Source organism: Microbacterium alcoholitolerans (assembly GCF_050408615.1).
Classification (GTDB): domain Bacteria; phylum Actinomycetota; class Actinomycetes; order Actinomycetales; family Microbacteriaceae; genus Microbacterium.
Genome location: NZ_JBNTKD010000001.1, coordinates 906,421 through 923,512, shown reverse-complemented (window position 1 = coordinate 923,512; position 17,092 = coordinate 906,421). Strand labels below are relative to the sequence as shown.

Here is a 17,092-nt window from a genome sequence, read left to right as displayed (position 1 = left end):
GGAACCCATGCGCATCGCCGTCATTGCCCTCGGAAAAATCGGGCTCCCCCTCGCCGTCCAGTTCGCCTCCTCAGGGCACGACGTGATCGGCGTCGACGTCAATCAGAAGGCGGTCGACACCATCAACGCGGCGCGGGAGCCGTTCCCCGGAGAGGCGCACCTGCAGGAGCGGCTCGAAGAGCTGATCCCCGCAGGACGACTGCGCGCGACGACCGATTACGCCGAGGCGATCCCGCGGGCCGATGCTGTTGTGCTCGTCGCCCCCGTCTTCGTGGATGACGTGACGTGGGAGCCGGACTTCAAATACATGGACGCTGCCACGCGTTCGCTCGCGGAACACCTGACTCCGGGCACGCTCGTCTCGTATGAGACGACTCTTCCGGTGGGTACGAGTCGGACTCGCTGGAAGCCGATGCTCGAGCAGGGGTCCGGTCTGACCGAGGGAGTGGACTTCCACGTCGTCTACTCGCCCGAGCGGGTGCTCACTGGTCGAGTCTTCGAGGACCTGCGCAAGTATCCCAAGCTGATCGGCGCGCTCTCGCCCGAAGGCACTCGCCGAGCACGCGAGTTCTACGAGGCTGTGCTGCAGTTCGACGAGCGCCCTGATCTGCCCCGCCCGAATGGCGTGTGGGACCTTGGCTCCACCGAGGCATCCGAGATGGCGAAGCTCGCCGAGACGACCTACCGTGACGTGAACATCGGGCTCGCCAACCAGTTCGGTCTGTTCGCGGCCTCGCACGGCATCGACGTCTACAAGGTGATCGAGGCATGCAACTCGCAGCCGTACAGCCACATCCACCGGCCTGGCATCGCTGTCGGCGGGCACTGCATCCCGGTGTACCCGCGGCTGTATCTGTCAACCGACCCCGATGCCGACATCGTGCGCGTCGCACGTCAACTCAACGCCTCGATGCCCGAGCGCCTGGTGGCGCAGGCCGAGGATGTCCTCGGTGACCTCACCGGTCAGCGTGCCGTCGTGCTCGGCGCCGCGTACCGCGGCGGCGTGAAGGAGACGGCGTTCTCCGGCGTCTTCCCCACGGTCAAGTCACTGCAGTCCCGCGGTGCTCAGGTGGTCGTCCACGATCCGCTCTACACCGACGACGAGCTGCGTGGGCTCGGGTTCGAGCCGTATGCGATCGGCGATGTCGTCGATCTGGCGATCCTGCAGACCGACCACGCCGACTACCGTGAGCTCTCACCGGCACAGCTGCCGGGAGTGAAACTGCTCGTCGACGGGCGCAACGCGACCGACGCCGCTCAGTGGGCCGGCACTCCCCGGATCGTCGTCGGCACGAGCTCCTGACGCCGCGGGCGCGACCAGCCGAGCCTCATTCCGGGCTGGGCACGATCACCGCGACCGCGCCGTCAAGCGTCGACGCGAACTTCACCGTGTCATCGGAGCCGAACACATAGGCGGCTCCTGTATCGGGATCGACGATCGCGTCGAGCCCGTCTCGATCCTCGGTGGCCCAACCGCGATCGGTGAGGTGACGTCTGGCCGCCTCTGCCTCGGCTGCGGTCGCCTGCGCCCAGCCGAACAGCGCCGGTTCGGAGGTGCCGTCGGTCCATTCGCAGATCTGGCCGTCGGCGAACGTCGGCTCGTCCACCGGCCAGGGCTGCGGCTCTCCCGCTTCGAATCCGCCGGTGTTCAGCGTGCGCGCGAGGTCCGCCGGGATGATGTCTGCACATGACACGCCCAGGTGATCGGCGATCTCGCCCTCTGAGGGCAGCTCAAGGCTCGGCGTGGGCATGGGCGACTCCGCCTCGTCGGGCGTCGGATCCGCCGTGCAGCCGGTCAGCAGCACGACTCCGAGGATCAGGGACGCAAGCGCGGTGACTGGTCGGATCATCGGTGCGCTCCCTCTGCCGTCGGCCATTGAGTGCTCGCAGTCTAGGGCGTCGGCGATCTAGCCGCCAGCGATCTCTATCAGATGAGTTCTTGCGTTGCCTGAGAAACTCGTGTACTCATAGGTAAACCGTCACGAAGTAGTGAGGGTGAGCATCCGTTGTACTAATGGGAAGACACGGACGCTCAGACGCGAGCTGGGGCGCGTCAGGGGTTTCTTCGGTGTACCGAGGATGAGCCGTGCTCTGGGTGCGTGTCTGTGGCTCCGGTCAAGACAACTAGGGGGCCTCATGTCTGGGGACATGGTCACACCAACAGGATCGCTTCGGCGTCCACGAAAATTGCGGGCGGTCATCGCCGGCGTCGCTTCGGCGACGATGATAGTCACCGGTCTGATCGTCTCGGCACCCGCTGCGGTTGCCGTGACGGAGACGCCGGAGACCACGTCGTTCTATGTGAACGCCAACGATCTCGACTTCATACTCCGCCAGATCCAGATCGCTGAAGCGCACGATCAGCGCACGACGACCGGGCAGGGCGTCGGTCCGCTCCTCTGCTCGACGCCGACGGACACCACCGGAAAGTGCGTGCCCGATGCGAAGCTTCCCTTCGGTCTGCGGACGGTGGACGGCAGCTTCAACAACCTGGTGAACGGACGCACGCACTGGGGTGCGGCGGACCAGCCCTTCGACCGATTGGTCGAACCCGAGTACAAGCAGGGCTCCGCCCGGCCGAACGTCCCGCAGGCGCCTGGTTCCGGCCAGGACGTCTCCATGTGCGACCCGCTGCCGGCGGGAACGCCCGCGACGCTCACCCCGACCTGCTACGAGCAGTCAGCACCCGGTCACTTCGTCTACGACACGGCGCCCCGAACGATCAGCAACCTGATCGTCGATCAGACCGCGTCCAACCCCGCTGCGGTCAACGCGGCCGAGGCCACCGTCGGCGGGATGATCAACCCGGACGGAACCGCGTTCATCCCGAACACCGCGACGGATGAGGGGCTGTCCGCTCCGACGAACACGTTCTTCGCGTTCTTCGGCCAGTTCTTCGACCACGGACTCGACCTGGTGAACAAGGGCGGGAACGGCACGATCGTGGTGCCGCTGCAGCCCGATGACCCGCTTTACGACGCGACGTCGAACACGAACTTCCTCACCCTCACCCGAGCCGAGCGCGGCGCCGGTGCAGATGGCGTCGTGGGAACGGTCGATGACACACACAACAACCAGACCACGCCGTACGTCGATCAGAACCAGACGTACACGTCGCACCCGTCGCATCAGGTCTTCCTCCGCGAGTACGAGCTGGTCGACGGTGCCCCTGTGGCCACCGGCCAGCTGCTGAACTCCGCCGAAGGCGGGATACCGACCTGGGCAGACATCAAGACGCAGGCGCGAGAGATGCTCGGCATCGACCTCGCGGACGATGACGTGCTCAACGTCCCCATGGTCGCCACCGACATCTACGGCAACTTCATCCCGGGCGACAACGGACTGCCATTGCTGGTCACAGCCGACGGCACCGTTCCCGCCAACCGCGGCTCGCCCGTGGACACGGCCCCGGCGCTGCACACGAACCACGCGTTCCTCGATGACATCGCGCACGGAGCCACCCCGCTGTTCGACTGCGCCACAGGTGCTCTCGTTCCGCAGGAGTATGACGAGCAAGGTGAGCCGATTCCACCGACAGTTGCCGTCTGCGACGCGGGCGGAGCACCTGTTCGCGGTGAGCTGACCGGATACGACAACGTCACCCTCGATGAGCACTTCATCACCGGCGACGGGCGTGGAAACGAGAACATCGGCCTCACCGCCGTGCACCACGTGTTCCACTCCGAGCACAACAACATGGTCGCCCAGATCGAGACCGTGCTGGCGGCCAACCCCGAACTCGACAAGGCGTTCCACGGCCTCGAGCACCAGTGGCCGAACGAGCGGCCCCAGGACGTGCTTCCGGGACCGGAGGCAGACGACTGGAGTTACGGCCAGCGGCTCTTCCAGGCCGCACGGTTCGTGACCGAGATGGAGTACCAGCACCTCGTCTTCGAGGAGTTCGCTCGCAGCGTGCAGCCGGCCATCGACGCCGTCGTCTTCAATGAGAACAGCTACAACCCGAACGTCAACGTCGACGTCCCCGCCGAGTTCGCGCATTCCGTGTACCGGTTCGGGCATTCGATGATGACGGAGGACATCGGGCGCACCGGATTCGGTACGGCGGACGTGCCACTTCTCGACGGCTTCATCAATCCACGGGCCTACGACCAGGAGGGGGCGCTGACCCCGGACGAGGCAGCAGGATCGCTGATCATGGGGACGACCGGGCAGACGAGCAGTCAGATCGACGAGTTCGTGGTCGACACCCTGCGCAACAACCTGCTCGGGCTGCCTCTCGACCTGGCGACCATCAACCTGCTGCGCGCACGGGACACCGGCACGCCCAGTCTGCAGGCCGCTCGCGAGCTGTTCTACGGGCAGACCGGCGATGTGAGCCTGCGCCCGTACGCCAACTGGACGGATTTCGGCAACGGCCTCAAGAACGGCAACATCTTCGGACGCGGTGGACTCAACGCCTCGCTCGTGAACTTCGTGGCAGCGTATGGAACGCACCCGACCGTGGTCGCGGCGCAGACGGTCGCACAGAAGCGTCTCGCCGCGTCGTACCTCGTGAACGGTGCACCGGCTGGACGCGAGTTCATCCAGCGATTCGGTGGTGTCGATCGCTACGAGACCGCAGCGCTGCTCAGCCGCGCGACGTTCACGACCGGTGCGAACGTCGCATATGTGTCTTCCGGATTCGACTTCCCGGATGCGCTCGTCGGAGGACCGGCGGCCGCGCAGAACGGCGGTCCCATCCTTCTGACAGCACCCACCTATGTGCCCGTGTCGACCAGCGCCGAACTGCAGCGGCTGAACCCGAGTCGCATCGTGGTGCTCGGTGGCACCGGTGTCGTCAGCGCCGACGTCGTGAACACTCTCCGCGGAATCGCGCCGGTCACACGAATCGCGGGGGCTGATCGGTACGAGACCGCGGCCCGGGTCAGCGCAGCCACGTTCTCGGCTGGCGTGGATCGCGTCTACGTGGCGGTCGGCAACGACTTCCCTGACGCACTCGCCGGCGGGGCTGTGGCATCGAAGAGCGGCGACGGCGGTCTCAACCGCAGCGGTGCTCCGATCCTGCTCACTCAGACGAACCGCATTCCGCAATCGACAGCGACGGAGCTGAGGCGTCTCAATCCGCAGAAGATCATCGTCCTCGGCGGACCTGGCGTCGTCTCTGCCACCACCATGCGGGCGCTGGATGCGTTCACTTCGGGAACCGTCGAGCGGCAGTCCGGCAATGATCGATACGGGACGGCGGCCAGTGTCAGCCGCGCGGCCTACCCGAGTGGCAGCGACACGCTGTACGTGGCAACAGGACGCACGTTCCCGGATGCGCTCGCAGCCGCACCGCTCGCAGGCAGGGCCGACGCACCGCTGCTGCTGGTGCCGACCACGGGAACGATTCCGCAGGTCGTCAGGAATGAGATCGCGCGTCTCGGGGTGACCCGGATCGTGATCCTCGGTGGTCTGGGAGCGGTGGATGCCGGTGTCGAGACGCAACTCGCCGCGTACGCACCCGTCGCCACGCCGGCCCCTGCGGATCGCCATGAATTCATGGCATCCACCGGCAGCTGGAGCAACCGCAGCACCGGACTGGATGAGGTGGACTTCTGGACCGGTGGTCTCGCCGAGCGGCTCAACCCGTTCGGTGGGATGCTCGGAACGACGTTCAACTACGTCTTCGAGAACACTCTGGAAGACCTGCAGTTCGGTGACCGGTTCTACTACCTGTTCCGAAACCAGGGCAACCAGCTGTTCGCGGGGCTCGAGGGCAACTCGTTCGCCTCGCTGATCGAGCGCAACACCGATGCGGAGAACATCCCGGCGGGAATCTTCCACGTGAACCAGATCGAGTTCGATCTCGACAACCCGACGCCGCTGCCGCACGGTTTCACGCGGCTTGCGAACGGCGAGTATCGATTCGTCGGCGAGGAGCACGTCGAGATGCACGGCACCACAGGTGACGACCGCATGCGCGCCGACCAGGGCGACGATTCGCTCTGGGGTCGTGAAGGCGACGATGTCATCGAGGGGGGCTCCGGAAACGACCTCATCCACGGTGGCATCGGCGACGACATCATCACCGACCTGTTCGGCGATGACGAGATCCGTGCAGGCATGGGCAACGACGCCGTCAACGGCGGACCGGGCTTCGACCTGCTGCTGGGTGGAGGCGGTCACGACTTCATCACCCGCGGTGGTGACATCGGCGACGTCTTCCTGGGTGACGGCAACGACACCTATCTCGGTGGCACAGGTCGCGCCAACATCTTCGGCGGTGAGGGCGATGACTGGGTCGAAGGAGGATCTCACGCAGACCTCGCCCAGGGAGACAACGCCAACCAGTTCCAGAACGATGTGATCGGCGGTGACGACGTCGTGCTCGGGCGCGGCGGTGACGACGACATCGAAGGAGAGGGCGGTGACGACATCCTCGTTGCAGAGAAGTTCGGCACCGACCGACACCTCGGCAACATGGGCTGGGACTGGGTCACCTACTACGGGGAGACGGAGCCGGTGGATGCCGACTTCAACTTCACCCTGCTGCAGCGCCCGGACACGACCGCTGTGCGCGACCGCTTCGACCAGCTGGAAGCACTCTCGGGAGGTGCCGGCAACGACATCCTTCGAGGACCCGACATCGCGGTGGAAGGCGAGTTCCTGGGTGATGAGGAGTATCTGCACAAGATGACGGAATCCACGCTGGATCTCGTCGACGGGCTGCGTGAGATGCTGCACCCCGCTGGCATGAACTTCGGACAGCAGTTCATGCGCAACGGGCCGATCATCGATTCGGACGGGTTCCCCAGCATCATCATCGGTGGTGACGGAAGCGACCTGATCGAGGGTCGTGCCGGCAACGACTACATCGATGGCGACGCCTACCTGGCGGTCGAGCTCGGACTCGTGGACGCGAGCGGAGCGATCATCGAGCAGCACGCCAGCGCGAGTGCCTATCGCGCACGGCTGCTGACCGGTGAGATCAACCCGGGTGACCTTCGGATCATCCGCGAGATCCGCTACGCGGCAGACTTCGAAGACGCTGTGGACGTGGCCGAATACGCCGACGTGCGCAGCGCCTACGAAGTCACGCCGATCGGCGACTACTGGCAGGTCACGCACACCGGCGCCGCAGAGGCAGAGGAATCCAGTGGCACCGACATCCTCAGGGGTATCGAGGTCATCCGATTCGTGGACACCTGCCTGATTCTGACCCCGGGTGCAGCCGCACCTGAGGACTGCATCAACGTCGGCGAACTGCGCATCACGGCGGCGGATCCGATCATGGAAGGAGTTGCGGTCACGGCCGAGCTCTTCGACCTCGAGGGAAACCCGTACGATCTCTCGGCGGCTCAGAACGTGCGGTTCTTCTGGGTCGGGGGAGAGGGCGCCAGCCCCGAGGAGATCGCCGAGCGGGAGGAGCTGATCCTGGGCGGTGTGAACCCCGATGCGGGGGTGCCGAACCGGAGCACGTTCATCCCGAACGACAGTGCGGTCGATCAGTATCTCGAGGCTCGCGTGAGCTTCGAGATCGACGGGGTCGTCCACGTCGTGACATCCGCACCCACCGCCGGTGTCGTGCAGAACGTGAACGACGTGGGAGTCGCGCCGGTCATCGGCGGAACGCCACAGGTGGATTCCACTCTGTCGATCGGCGTCCCGAGCGACGAGGACGGCACGGAAGAGGTGGTGTTCACCTACACCTGGCAGCGCGCAGCCACAGCTGACGCCGCGGACGGCGACTGGGTGATCACAAAGGCGCCGGGCTCGGATCCCACACAGAACACCGCATACCTCGTGACGGCCGACGATGAAGGACAGTTCATCCGCGTCGTCATCGAGTACACGGATCAGCAAGGCGCTGACGAACGCGTTGTCACCGCGGTCGTCGGCCCGGTGGTGCCGGCGCCGGTCACGCCGTAGTCCGTGTGAGTTCCGAGGTCTCCGTGTGGCAGCCCCTTCAACCGCCCCCGTCCGCCACACGGAGACCTTGGGTCTGCCGCGCGGATGATCGCACAGCCGATCATCCGCGCGGCCAAGACTCACAGCATCGCGCCGATACGATTGAACTATGGATCTTCTCGTCGTAGGGTCGGGCTTCTTCGGCCTCACCATCGCCGAGCGCGCGGCCGAAGCCGGGCGCAAGGTGACCGTCATCGACCGTCGCCCGCACATCGGGGGCAACGCGTACAGCGAGGCAGAGCCTGAGACCGGCATCGAGGTGCACCGCTACGGTGCGCACCTGTTCCACACGTCGAACCCGACGGTGTGGGAGTACGTCAACAGGTTCACGTCGTTCACGAACTATGTGCATCGGGTCTACACCACCCATAAGGGCGCGGTCTTCCCGATGCCGGTGAACCTCGGCACGATCAATCAGTTCTTCCAGGCCGCCTACACACCCGATCAGGCGCGCGCCCTGGTGAGGGAGCAGGCGGGGGAGTTCGACGTCAAGACGGCGCAGAACTTCGAGGAGAAGGGCATCGCGCTGGTGGGGCGCCCGCTGTTCGAGGCATTCTTCCGCGACTACACCGCGAAGCAGTGGCAGACCGACCCGCACAAGCTCTCCGGCGACATCGTCAGCCGGCTGCCAGTGCGCTACACCTACGACAACCGCTATTTCAGCGATACCTGGGAAGGGCTGCCCACCGACGGCTACACGGCGTGGCTGGAGCGGATGGCCGATCACCCGAACATCGAGGTGAAGCTCGACGTCGACTACTTCGACCAGTCGCAGCCGCTGAACAAGTCGGCGACCGTCGGACAGCTCCCGGTCGTCTACACGGGACCGGTCGACCGCTACTTCGACTATGCCGAGGGAGCACTCAGCTGGCGCACGCTGGACTTCGAACAGGAGGTGCTCGACATCTCCGACTTCCAGGGCACCAGCGTGATGAACTATCCCGATCTCGACGTGCCCTACACCCGCATCCATGAGTTCAAGCACTTCCACCCCGAGCGCAAAGACGTCTTCGCTCAGGACAAGACCGTGATCATGCGCGAGTTCTCGCGCTTCGCCGACCGCGTCGACGAACCCTATTACCCGGTCAACACGCCCGCCGACCGGGACGGACTGCTTGCCTATCGCGAGCTCGCCAAGGGAGAGTCGGACGTGCACTTCGGCGGGCGTCTGGGCACCTACCAGTACCTCGACATGCACATGGCGATCGGCTCGGCGCTGTCGATGTGGCGCAATCAGCTCTCCGGTGAGAGTGCCTGACGTGGCGACGACGGTCGGCGCGCCGGGGACTCCCCGACGCTACTTCCACTCGCTGTGGCTGCTGTCGGCCCGCGACCTCAAGGTGCGGTACTCGACCAGCGCCCTGGGTTATCTTTGGTCGGTGCTCGACCCGCTGGTGATGAGCGCCATCTACTGGTTCGTCTTCACACAGGTGTTCCAGCGAACCGTCGGCGAACAGCCGTACATCATCTTCCTGATCAGTGCGCTGTTGCCGTGGGTGTGGTTCAACGCGGCTGTCGGCGACTTCACCCGCGCCTTCAAGAAGGATGCCAGGCTGGTTCGCTCCACCGCGATTCCCCGCTCCATCTGGGTGAACAGGATCGTCCTGAGCAAGGGGATCGAATTCCTGTTCTCTCTCCCGGTGATCGCGATCTTCGTGATGGTCAACATCCTCACCGAGTCGGAGCCCGACAAGATCGCACAGGTCGGATGGGGCATCCTCTGGGTGCCGGTCGCGGTGCTGCTGCAGGCGATCCTGCTGATCGGTCTCGGTCTGCTGGTCGCACCGCTGTGCGCCCTGTACACCGACCTGGAGCGCACCACAGCGCTCATCCTGCGCGCGCTGTTCTATGCGACGCCCATCATCTACAGCGTCAAGGATCTGCCCGGGCCATTCGAGACCATCGGCATGTTCAATCCTCTTGCGGGCATCATGACCCTGTACCGGATGGCCTTCTTCCCCGACCAGTGGGATCCGCTGGTCGTGATCATCAGTGCCGTGATGAGCCTCATGATCCTGGCACTCGGCATCTGGGTGTTCCGCACACTCGAGCGTCCCGTCCTGAAGGAGCTGTGATGACCGCTGCGATCGAGGTGAACGGGCTCGGCGTGCGATTCCGCCGGAACCGAAGGGGCAGCCGAACGTTCAAAGACCTCTTCTCAGGGGTCAGCCGACGATCGCGCCCCGGTGAGTTCTGGGCGCTGCGCGATGTGTCCTTCACCGTCACACCCGGCGAGTCGATCGGTGTGGTCGGGCGCAACGGGCAGGGCAAATCCACCCTGCTGCGTCTCGTGGCGGGCGTCCTGCTGCCCGATGAGGGCGGCGTGCAGGTCAACGGCGGCGTGGCACCGCTGATCGAGCTTACGGGCGGGTTCGTCGGTGACCTGACGGTTCGCGAGAATGTCCGCCTCACCGCGGGTCTGCACGGCATGTCGAAGGCCGAGGTCGCCTCGCGCTATGACGAGATGATCGGATTCGCCGAACTCGAGGACTTCCAGGACACCCCGTACAAGCATCTCTCCAACGGCATGAAGGTCCGCCTCGCGTTCTCTGTGGTGTCGCAGCTCGACGAGCCGATCATGCTGGTCGACGAGGTGCTCGCCGTCGGTGACAAGGCTTTTCGCGAGAAGTGCTATAAGCGGATCGATGAGATGCTCGCAGACGGGCGGACGCTCTTCTTCGTCAGCCACAGCGAGCACGATCTGCGCCGCTTCTGCGAACGCGGCCTGTACCTCGACAAGGGCGCGCTCGTTCTGGACGCTCCCATAGCCGAGGTCCTCGATCGGTACAACGCCGACCACCGCAGTCGCTGATCGCGGCAGTCGCTGATCACGGCCGACGCTCAGCCGCCGACCAGATCCTCCAGCGCGTTCCGCGCTGACCGCGCGTCCGAGAGCGGAGCGGCCGTTGGGGCGCCGCTGTCGAAGGCTTCACGGAGCCGGTCGAGTGCTCTGCCGTAGCTCTGCACGCCGTCTGCCCATTTCTTCTCGATGGAGCTCGGTGCGACGGCATCCGACAGGCGTCCGGCGTCACCCCGCAGCTGATCGACGATCTGGACCCCCTCCTGTGCCGAGGAGTCCGCGGCGTATGTCAGCCCGGTGCCAGCGTCATCCAGCAGCGGCTGGACCTTGTTCCGGAACACGGGCAGCGCAGGATCCGCGGGAGCGGGGGAGCTCGCAGTCGGAATCGGGGCGGGGACGGGGGCGGTCGCGGACGGGGTGGGCGTCGTCGTCGGCGTCGGCGTCATCGTCGGAGTCGGGGATGCCGTCGGCGAGACGGAGGGACTGACCGATGGCGTGGCTGACGAGGTCGGCGCAGGCGCCGGCGCCGCGGCCTCCCACGGCCGTGCGACGAGCAGGAAGACACCGACGGCGATCGCCACCGCGAGGACGATCAGCGCGCCGATCAGCCAGCCGCGTCCGCCGCGGCGGCGCTCCGGCGGGAAATCCCAGACGTACTCGGCCTGCGGCTCGCTCATCGCGCCTCCAGTGACGGCATGGGCTGCCAGGTGCGGTCGCGGCCGATCCTGCCGCCGTCCCGGATGCCGCGGAATAGATTGCTGGTACCGCGCACGGTCCGCTCGACGAAGACCAGACGGATCAGCTCCTTGAAGAATGTCGCCGTGGTGCCGAGTCCGAACAGCACAGGATTGTAGACGCCGTGCACCCGGTAGTAGTGCTTGATGAATGCCCGGTTGCGCATGATGTAGTACCGGTAGGCGTTGCTCGAGGCATTGAGGTGGCGGATGCCCATGTCCCACTGCCGGATCTCGCGGGTGCGGCGCAGCACGAACTCGTCCACGATTACGGCCGTTGTCAGTCGAGACGCCATCCAGCCGTAGACCTGGTCATCCCAGTAGATGAAGAAGCGAGGATCGGGCAGACCGACCTGCTGCACGATGGAGCGGTGGATGAACATGCCCTCGAAGCAGCCGCTGTTCATCTCGCGATAGCCGGCTCCGTCGAACTCCGAGGGAGCGAACGGAATGGGGATTCCCATGCGCTCGGCGATGCGGTACTGCCAGTAGAATTCGCTGCCGTCGTAATCGTAGCGTCGACCCTGGATGCTCTTGAAGCGTCGCGACCAGCGGCCCATCTTCGCCAGACCGTCGGGCAGCACCTCGACGTCGTCGTCCATCATCCAGATCCATTCGGATCCCAGCTCGTAGGCGGTGCGCATGCCTTCGCTGAATCCGCCGGATCCGCCGGTGTTGGTCTCGAGGCGACGGTAGACGATCTCGGTGCCGATGTCGGCGCGGAAGCCCTCGACCACCTGCGTCGTATCGTCGACGGAGTCGTTGTCGATGATGACGACGCGGCCCGGCTTGGGCTCCATCGCGCGGATGCTCGTCAGCAGTCCCTTCAGCAGCTGCGAGCGGTTGTAGGTGACGACGACGATCGCCGCGGATGCCGGATCGAATTCGGTCGCGGTCATGCGTTCTCCTCGAAGGTCTGTCGCCAGGACGCATCCGAGACCAATTCGGGGAGCGCTTCGCGGTACTGGGACTGCAGCTTCGACCAGTGGCGCTTCAGCCTGCGGTGCAGCAGGACGGACTCGAGCAGCATGCGTCGGTACCGAGCGCGATCGCGGGTGTAGATGTTCTTGCCTGATCCATCCGCTGAGCTGACCAGGGCGCTGTCATAGTACGGCACTCGCCACCACAGCGCGTCGCTCTTGCCGAACTCCACCTCGGGCTGCGCGATGTTCGCTGGATCCGGCGTGCGCATCCAGTGCGCCAGGAGGGTGCGCAGCGTGAACCAGCGCAGCCGAAGCCCGGTCGGGCTGTCGAAGTCGTGCAGCTTCGACATCTTGTACACGCGTCGACCCTTGCGCGAGTGCAGGACCGTGCTCGGGTCGCGGTGCACGACGGTCTCCGGATACTCGGCGGCGAGTGCGCGGGCAGCCGGCATCGCCGTGGCGAGATTGCGTCGCATGTGCTCCGGGCCCGAGAGCACGTCTCGCAGCGCACTGTTGCGCAGCGCGACCGGGTAGTACTGCATCATCATCAGGTGCTTGAGGTCGACGCGGAGGCTGTGCTTGAGCAGACGTCCGCCGCGGGGAGCGTTCGAATGCAGCAGCGCCGCCACGGTGCGGTTGCGGGCGTGGAAGTACGCCTGCCAGTCGATGGTGTCGTCCTTGTTGATCCACGACACGTGCCAGAGCGCGACACCGGGCAGTGACACCGTCGAGAACCCGGCCTCGCCGGCGCGCAGGCAGAACTCCGCGTCGTCCCATTTGATGAACGCCGGCAGCGACAGTCCGACTCTGCGGATGGCTTCGAGCGGGATGAGGCACATCCACCAGCCGTTGTAATCCGCGTCCATGCGCATGTGCAGCAGCGGCGACTGGCGCAGGTTCGCGACACCGAAATCGTGCGGCATCTTCTCCTGATACAGGTTGCGCCACATGAACGGATGTTCGTCGACGACCTCGGCCCAGCCGTGCAGCTTCGGACGGTCGAGAAGGTCGAACATGTGGCCGCCGACCAGCACCGGCGTGGTGGCGTAGCGCGCGAACACGACGGACCGACGCAGCGATTCGGGTTCCACGAGCACGTCGTCGTCGAGCAGCTGCACGAAATCGCTCTCCGGCCGCTGCAGTGTCTCGTGCATGGAGCGCGCGAATCCGCCAGAGCCGCCCAGGTTCGGCTGGCGGACGATCTGCAGGGTCTCGCCGAGGTCGGAGGAGACCTGTGCGAAGCCGTCCTCGTCCGAGACGAGCTGCGTGCCCTGATCGATCAGGAAGATGCGGTCGATGACTTCGAGCGCATCCGGCGCTTCGGCGAGCGCTCGCAGGGTGTCGATGCAGTAGCCGGGCTTGTTGTAGGTCGTGATGCCCAGCGAGGCCTTGCCGGTGCGAGCCGGTTCGTGCTCCGTCGTCCATTCCGCGCCCTCGAGCACGGCGTGCTTGTCTTCCGCGACCAGGTCGAACCAGATCCAGCCGCCGTCGCTGTACTCGGTGAGCGCGAGATCGAACGACGTGATCGCCTCGCCGCTCACCTCGCGGGTGTCGACGCGCTGACGGATGCCGGAGCCGTTGGAGCGGTAGACGAGGATCGTCGCAGGGCCAGTCGTGCGCACCGTGAGGGTGATCTCCCGGACGCTCGTCCAATGCTGCCAGTACGACGCCGGAAACGCATTGAAATAGGTGCCCAGCGACACACGGCGACCCGAGGAGATGCGCGCGCGGCGACGGTCGAGGATGTTGCCGAGCTGCGCGCGGTTCGACACGCGGACCGGCTCCTCATCGATGACGGACCAGGTCTCGGGGTCGGCGTAGAGGGGCAGCAGATCGGGGTCGCGATCGAGGGGGAAGACGACGTTCTGCAGCACGTGGGTCACGGGTGCAAAGTCTACCTGGAGCCGCTCTGAGAACGATGCAGGCGACAGGCTGTGCCCGGGCGCCGCAATGTCAGCCGTCGGTGTTCTCCGGACCCAGTGTCGGCACGGCCCCGGTGTGCGCGGCGTCCATGTTCTCGCGCCACGATCGGCTCTGCCCGGCGCGCAGCAGGCAGAGCACGAGCAGCACCCATCCGATGCCGATGAGGGTGAAGCTCTCGAACATCGAGTCGACCGCGAGCGTGATCAGCATGAGCGGGGTCCAGGCGTACACGACGGATCTCCGTACACTCGCGACCAGCCACGAGCGCACCATGGCGACGGCACCCATGATCAGGAACAGGGCGAGGCCGATCCAGCCCAGCTGCAGCAGGATGTCGAAATAGGCGTTCAGTGCGGATTGGTGGTGATCGTCGAGCAGGAAGTTGATGTACGTGAACGGGTACTCGCCGCGTGCCCACGGGCCGAACCAGCCGTATCCCGTCACGGGCTTCTGGGCGACGAAGTCCAGGATGAGGTTCCACAGGTCTGCGCGCGTGGAGAAGTCCGAGCCGGCGTCGAGCAGCCGGATGATCTGGTGCCGCAGCGCGATCGCGATGGCCAGCACCGCGGCGACGAGCGCACCGAGCACCCACTGCACTGTGGCTCGATGCGCCGGTGCGGTGTGCCTCACGATCGTGAGCGCGACGGTGGCGACGCCCACAGCGACGGCGAGCACCAGCACTGTCGGCGACGCGGACAGAAGTGCGAGGAAGCCGCCCAGCGTCACGGACAGGATTCCGACGAGGCGGGTGATCGACTGGGTGCGCCACTCGATGACGAAGGTGATCAGGCCGACGACCGCGATGAAGCCGAGCATGTTTCGGGTGCCGAAGATGCCCTGGATCGGCCCACCCGTGGCCAGGTCGCCAGAGATGCCGAGCGCTGAGAACGGGGTGTCGAGCAGCACGCCGGACATGATCTCCAGCGCCAGCGAGATGACCAGCAGCCACCGGAGCGTGTCGCCGATCGCGCGCACGGTCTGGAGCGTGTCCCGCACATGACCGATGGTGATCGCGATGATGGCGTAGCCGAGCAGCGTCAGCCAGCCGACGAGGGTGTCGGAGCGGTCAGAACTCCACAGCACGCTCGCCAGGGCGAGGGCGATGAAGCCCAGCAGCGACGTCGGTGCGAGGCGCAGGAGCGAGAGCTCCTCGCGCCGTGCCAGCAGCATCCCGATGCCGATCATCGCGAGAATCGCGATGATCGTCGCCAGGGTGACACGCGACATCAGCCGCTCGATCAGGAACGACGTGAATGCAGCGGTCAGTGCGGTCAGGGCGTACGCGCGGGCGAACTCCGCCGAGGCGAGCAGCGAGACCAGCTGCCGCCGGGGCGTCATGGCACCCGCCGCGACCGTTGTCCGTGTGAGACCGGCGTCCGCTCACTGACGCCGACGCCCACCCAGGGAACGGTCTTCATCTTGAACGAAAGCATGATCAGCAGCAGCCAGCCCCACAGCATGATCGGCGCGGATTCGGCGAGGCCCTCCACCAGCAGCACGGCAGCCAGCAGCACCGGCAGCAGCGAGACGGGGGAGTAGGGCCTGGTGGCGTCGAGATCCCAGCGCGGCCTGTCGACCGCGAAGAACCACGCGCGCCACGTGAGGGCGAACCAGGCTATCGCCATGAGAACAAGGCCGACGATGCCGAGCTGCAGGAAGACATCGAGCCACATGTTGTGTGCGTGGAACACGGTGAGGCCGTGGTTCATGATCCACCCGTCGAACGCCGGGTCCCACGGCACCCACGGCGAGGAGAAGCCGTTGCCGAAGACCGGCCTGGCGACTGCGCGCTCCCAGACCGCCTGCCAGATCTCGATCCGACCCGTGAGGTCGGACCCCTTGCCGAGCAGACCAAGCAGCTGATCGCGCAGCAGCAGGGCTGTCGCGATGCCGACAGCCGCGACCGCGGTGAACACCGCGTACACGGTGCGCCGTCTGCGCGGAGTGCCGGCCGCGCGGATGATGAGCGCCGCTGTCAGGACGGCGAGCACGACGGCGATGCTCAGATACACGGTGGCCGAGGCTGCCTTCACCAGCAGAAGCACCGCGAGCACGGCCCAGCCGATCAGCATCCCTCGCCGCCTGACGTGCGCGGCGTACAGCACAGCGAACACGATGAGCGCGAACAGACACATCATCGCCATCGTGTGCGCGTTGCCGACGATCCCCTGGATGCGGCCGCTGTTGAACAGGTTGCCTCGCACCCAGTACAGATGCGGGTCGACAGCGCCCTCTGGCAGGTCGACGAAGTTCGGCAGCAGCGGCGTGCGACGCACGAGCGCGACCCACAGCTCGATCGCGAGCGAGAGCGCGAGGATCAGCTTCAGCGTCGTCGACAGCGCCCGGGCGATCTCCTGCCAGGTGAGCATCGTCGCGACCATCAGCGCCGTCACCGTCACCGCCGCGAGCAGCACCCAGGTGAGCAGCGTGGCACCGGGCCAGCGCGACCACAGCGTCGACAGCAGCGCGATCGCACCGTACCCGAGTGCAGCCCATGGCAGCCGGCGCCATCGGAACCGCGTCGGTCGCCGGCGGACCACCGCGGGCACCCAGATCGCGAGCGCGGCGAGCGTCACGACGACGATCACGATCACGGCGCCGATCGGGCCGACCAGGTTGTACACCGCCGTGTGTGCGAACACCGCGAACAGCGACAGCACACTGAACGCGCGCACCATGAGGTGGCCCGTCGTCTCACGTGCGGGCGCGACGGGGGGCGCAGCCACGGGATGCTTGGTGTACACGGCCATCGGGATCAGGCTACCGCGCCGCACGTCCGCTGCCACCGAGAGACACCCGAG

Annotated in this window: 11 protein-coding genes; 5 read left to right on the top strand and 6 right to left on the bottom strand. The window is 65.9% G+C overall.

The features are described from left to right. The first annotated feature begins 7 nt into the window (after positions 1 to 7). The gene (locus ACQUSX_RS04455; RefSeq protein ID WP_428905756.1) at positions 8 to 1,303 is read left to right on the top strand and encodes a nucleotide sugar dehydrogenase; all 1,296 of its coding nucleotides are present in this window, start codon (positions 8 to 10) and stop codon (positions 1,301 to 1,303) included. A 25-nt stretch (positions 1,304 to 1,328) separates the two neighbouring features. Here ACQUSX_RS04455 and ACQUSX_RS04450 read toward each other — a convergent pair whose 3' ends face one another. Then, positions 1,329 to 1,850, bottom strand: coding sequence for a hypothetical protein (locus ACQUSX_RS04450; RefSeq protein ID WP_428905755.1), 522 nt, complete (start codon positions 1,848 to 1,850; stop codon positions 1,329 to 1,331). A gap of 373 nt (positions 1,851 to 2,223) precedes the next feature. Here ACQUSX_RS04450 and ACQUSX_RS04445 point away from each other — a divergent pair, with 373 nt between their 5' ends. The 4 genes from ACQUSX_RS04445 (at position 2,224) to ACQUSX_RS04430 (ending at position 10,723) form a co-directional block, all read left to right on the top strand. Further along, the gene (locus ACQUSX_RS04445) at positions 2,224 to 7,872 is read left to right on the top strand and encodes a peroxidase family protein (RefSeq protein WP_428905754.1); all 5,649 of its coding nucleotides are present in this window, start codon (positions 2,224 to 2,226) and stop codon (positions 7,870 to 7,872) included. A gap of 148 nt (positions 7,873 to 8,020) precedes the next feature. Beyond that, complete coding sequence (glf, locus tag ACQUSX_RS04440; protein WP_428905753.1) at positions 8,021 to 9,169, top strand: UDP-galactopyranose mutase; 1,149 nt, start codon at positions 8,021 to 8,023, stop codon at positions 9,167 to 9,169. Position 9,170: 1 nt separating this feature from the next. After that, on the top strand, positions 9,171 to 9,986 hold the full coding sequence (locus ACQUSX_RS04435; RefSeq protein ID WP_428905752.1) for an ABC transporter permease: 816 nt from the start codon (positions 9,171 to 9,173) through the stop codon (positions 9,984 to 9,986). Then, a complete protein-coding gene (locus tag ACQUSX_RS04430; protein WP_428905751.1) occupies positions 9,986 to 10,723 on the top strand; it encodes an ABC transporter ATP-binding protein in 738 nt (245 codons plus the stop codon). Before ACQUSX_RS04435 ends, ACQUSX_RS04430 begins: the two co-directional genes overlap by 1 nt. Positions 10,724 to 10,752: 29 nt before the next feature. Here ACQUSX_RS04430 and ACQUSX_RS04425 read toward each other — a convergent pair whose 3' ends face one another. From ACQUSX_RS04425 to ACQUSX_RS04405, 5 genes are all read right to left on the bottom strand, one after another. Beyond that, positions 10,753 to 11,388 (bottom strand): hypothetical protein, encoded by a 636-nt coding sequence (locus tag ACQUSX_RS04425; protein ID WP_428905750.1) that lies wholly within the window; start codon positions 11,386 to 11,388, stop codon positions 10,753 to 10,755. Continuing rightward, the gene (locus ACQUSX_RS04420; RefSeq protein WP_428905749.1) at positions 11,385 to 12,344 is read right to left on the bottom strand and encodes a glycosyltransferase; all 960 of its coding nucleotides are present in this window, start codon (positions 12,342 to 12,344) and stop codon (positions 11,385 to 11,387) included. The genes ACQUSX_RS04425 and ACQUSX_RS04420 overlap by 4 nt, the downstream gene beginning before the upstream one ends. Beyond that, positions 12,341 to 14,251, bottom strand: coding sequence for a glycosyltransferase (locus tag ACQUSX_RS04415; protein WP_428905748.1), 1,911 nt, complete (start codon positions 14,249 to 14,251; stop codon positions 12,341 to 12,343). Before ACQUSX_RS04415 ends, ACQUSX_RS04420 begins: the two co-directional genes overlap by 4 nt. 70 nt (positions 14,252 to 14,321) lie before the next feature. Then, entirely contained in the window at positions 14,322 to 15,629 is a 1,308-nt protein-coding gene (locus ACQUSX_RS04410; protein ID WP_428905747.1) for an O-antigen ligase family protein, read from the bottom strand. Beyond that, a complete protein-coding gene (locus tag ACQUSX_RS04405; RefSeq protein ID WP_428905746.1) occupies positions 15,626 to 17,041 on the bottom strand; it encodes an O-antigen ligase family protein in 1,416 nt (471 codons plus the stop codon). The genes ACQUSX_RS04410 and ACQUSX_RS04405 overlap by 4 nt, the downstream gene beginning before the upstream one ends. Between the last annotated feature and the right edge of the window lie 51 nt (positions 17,042 to 17,092).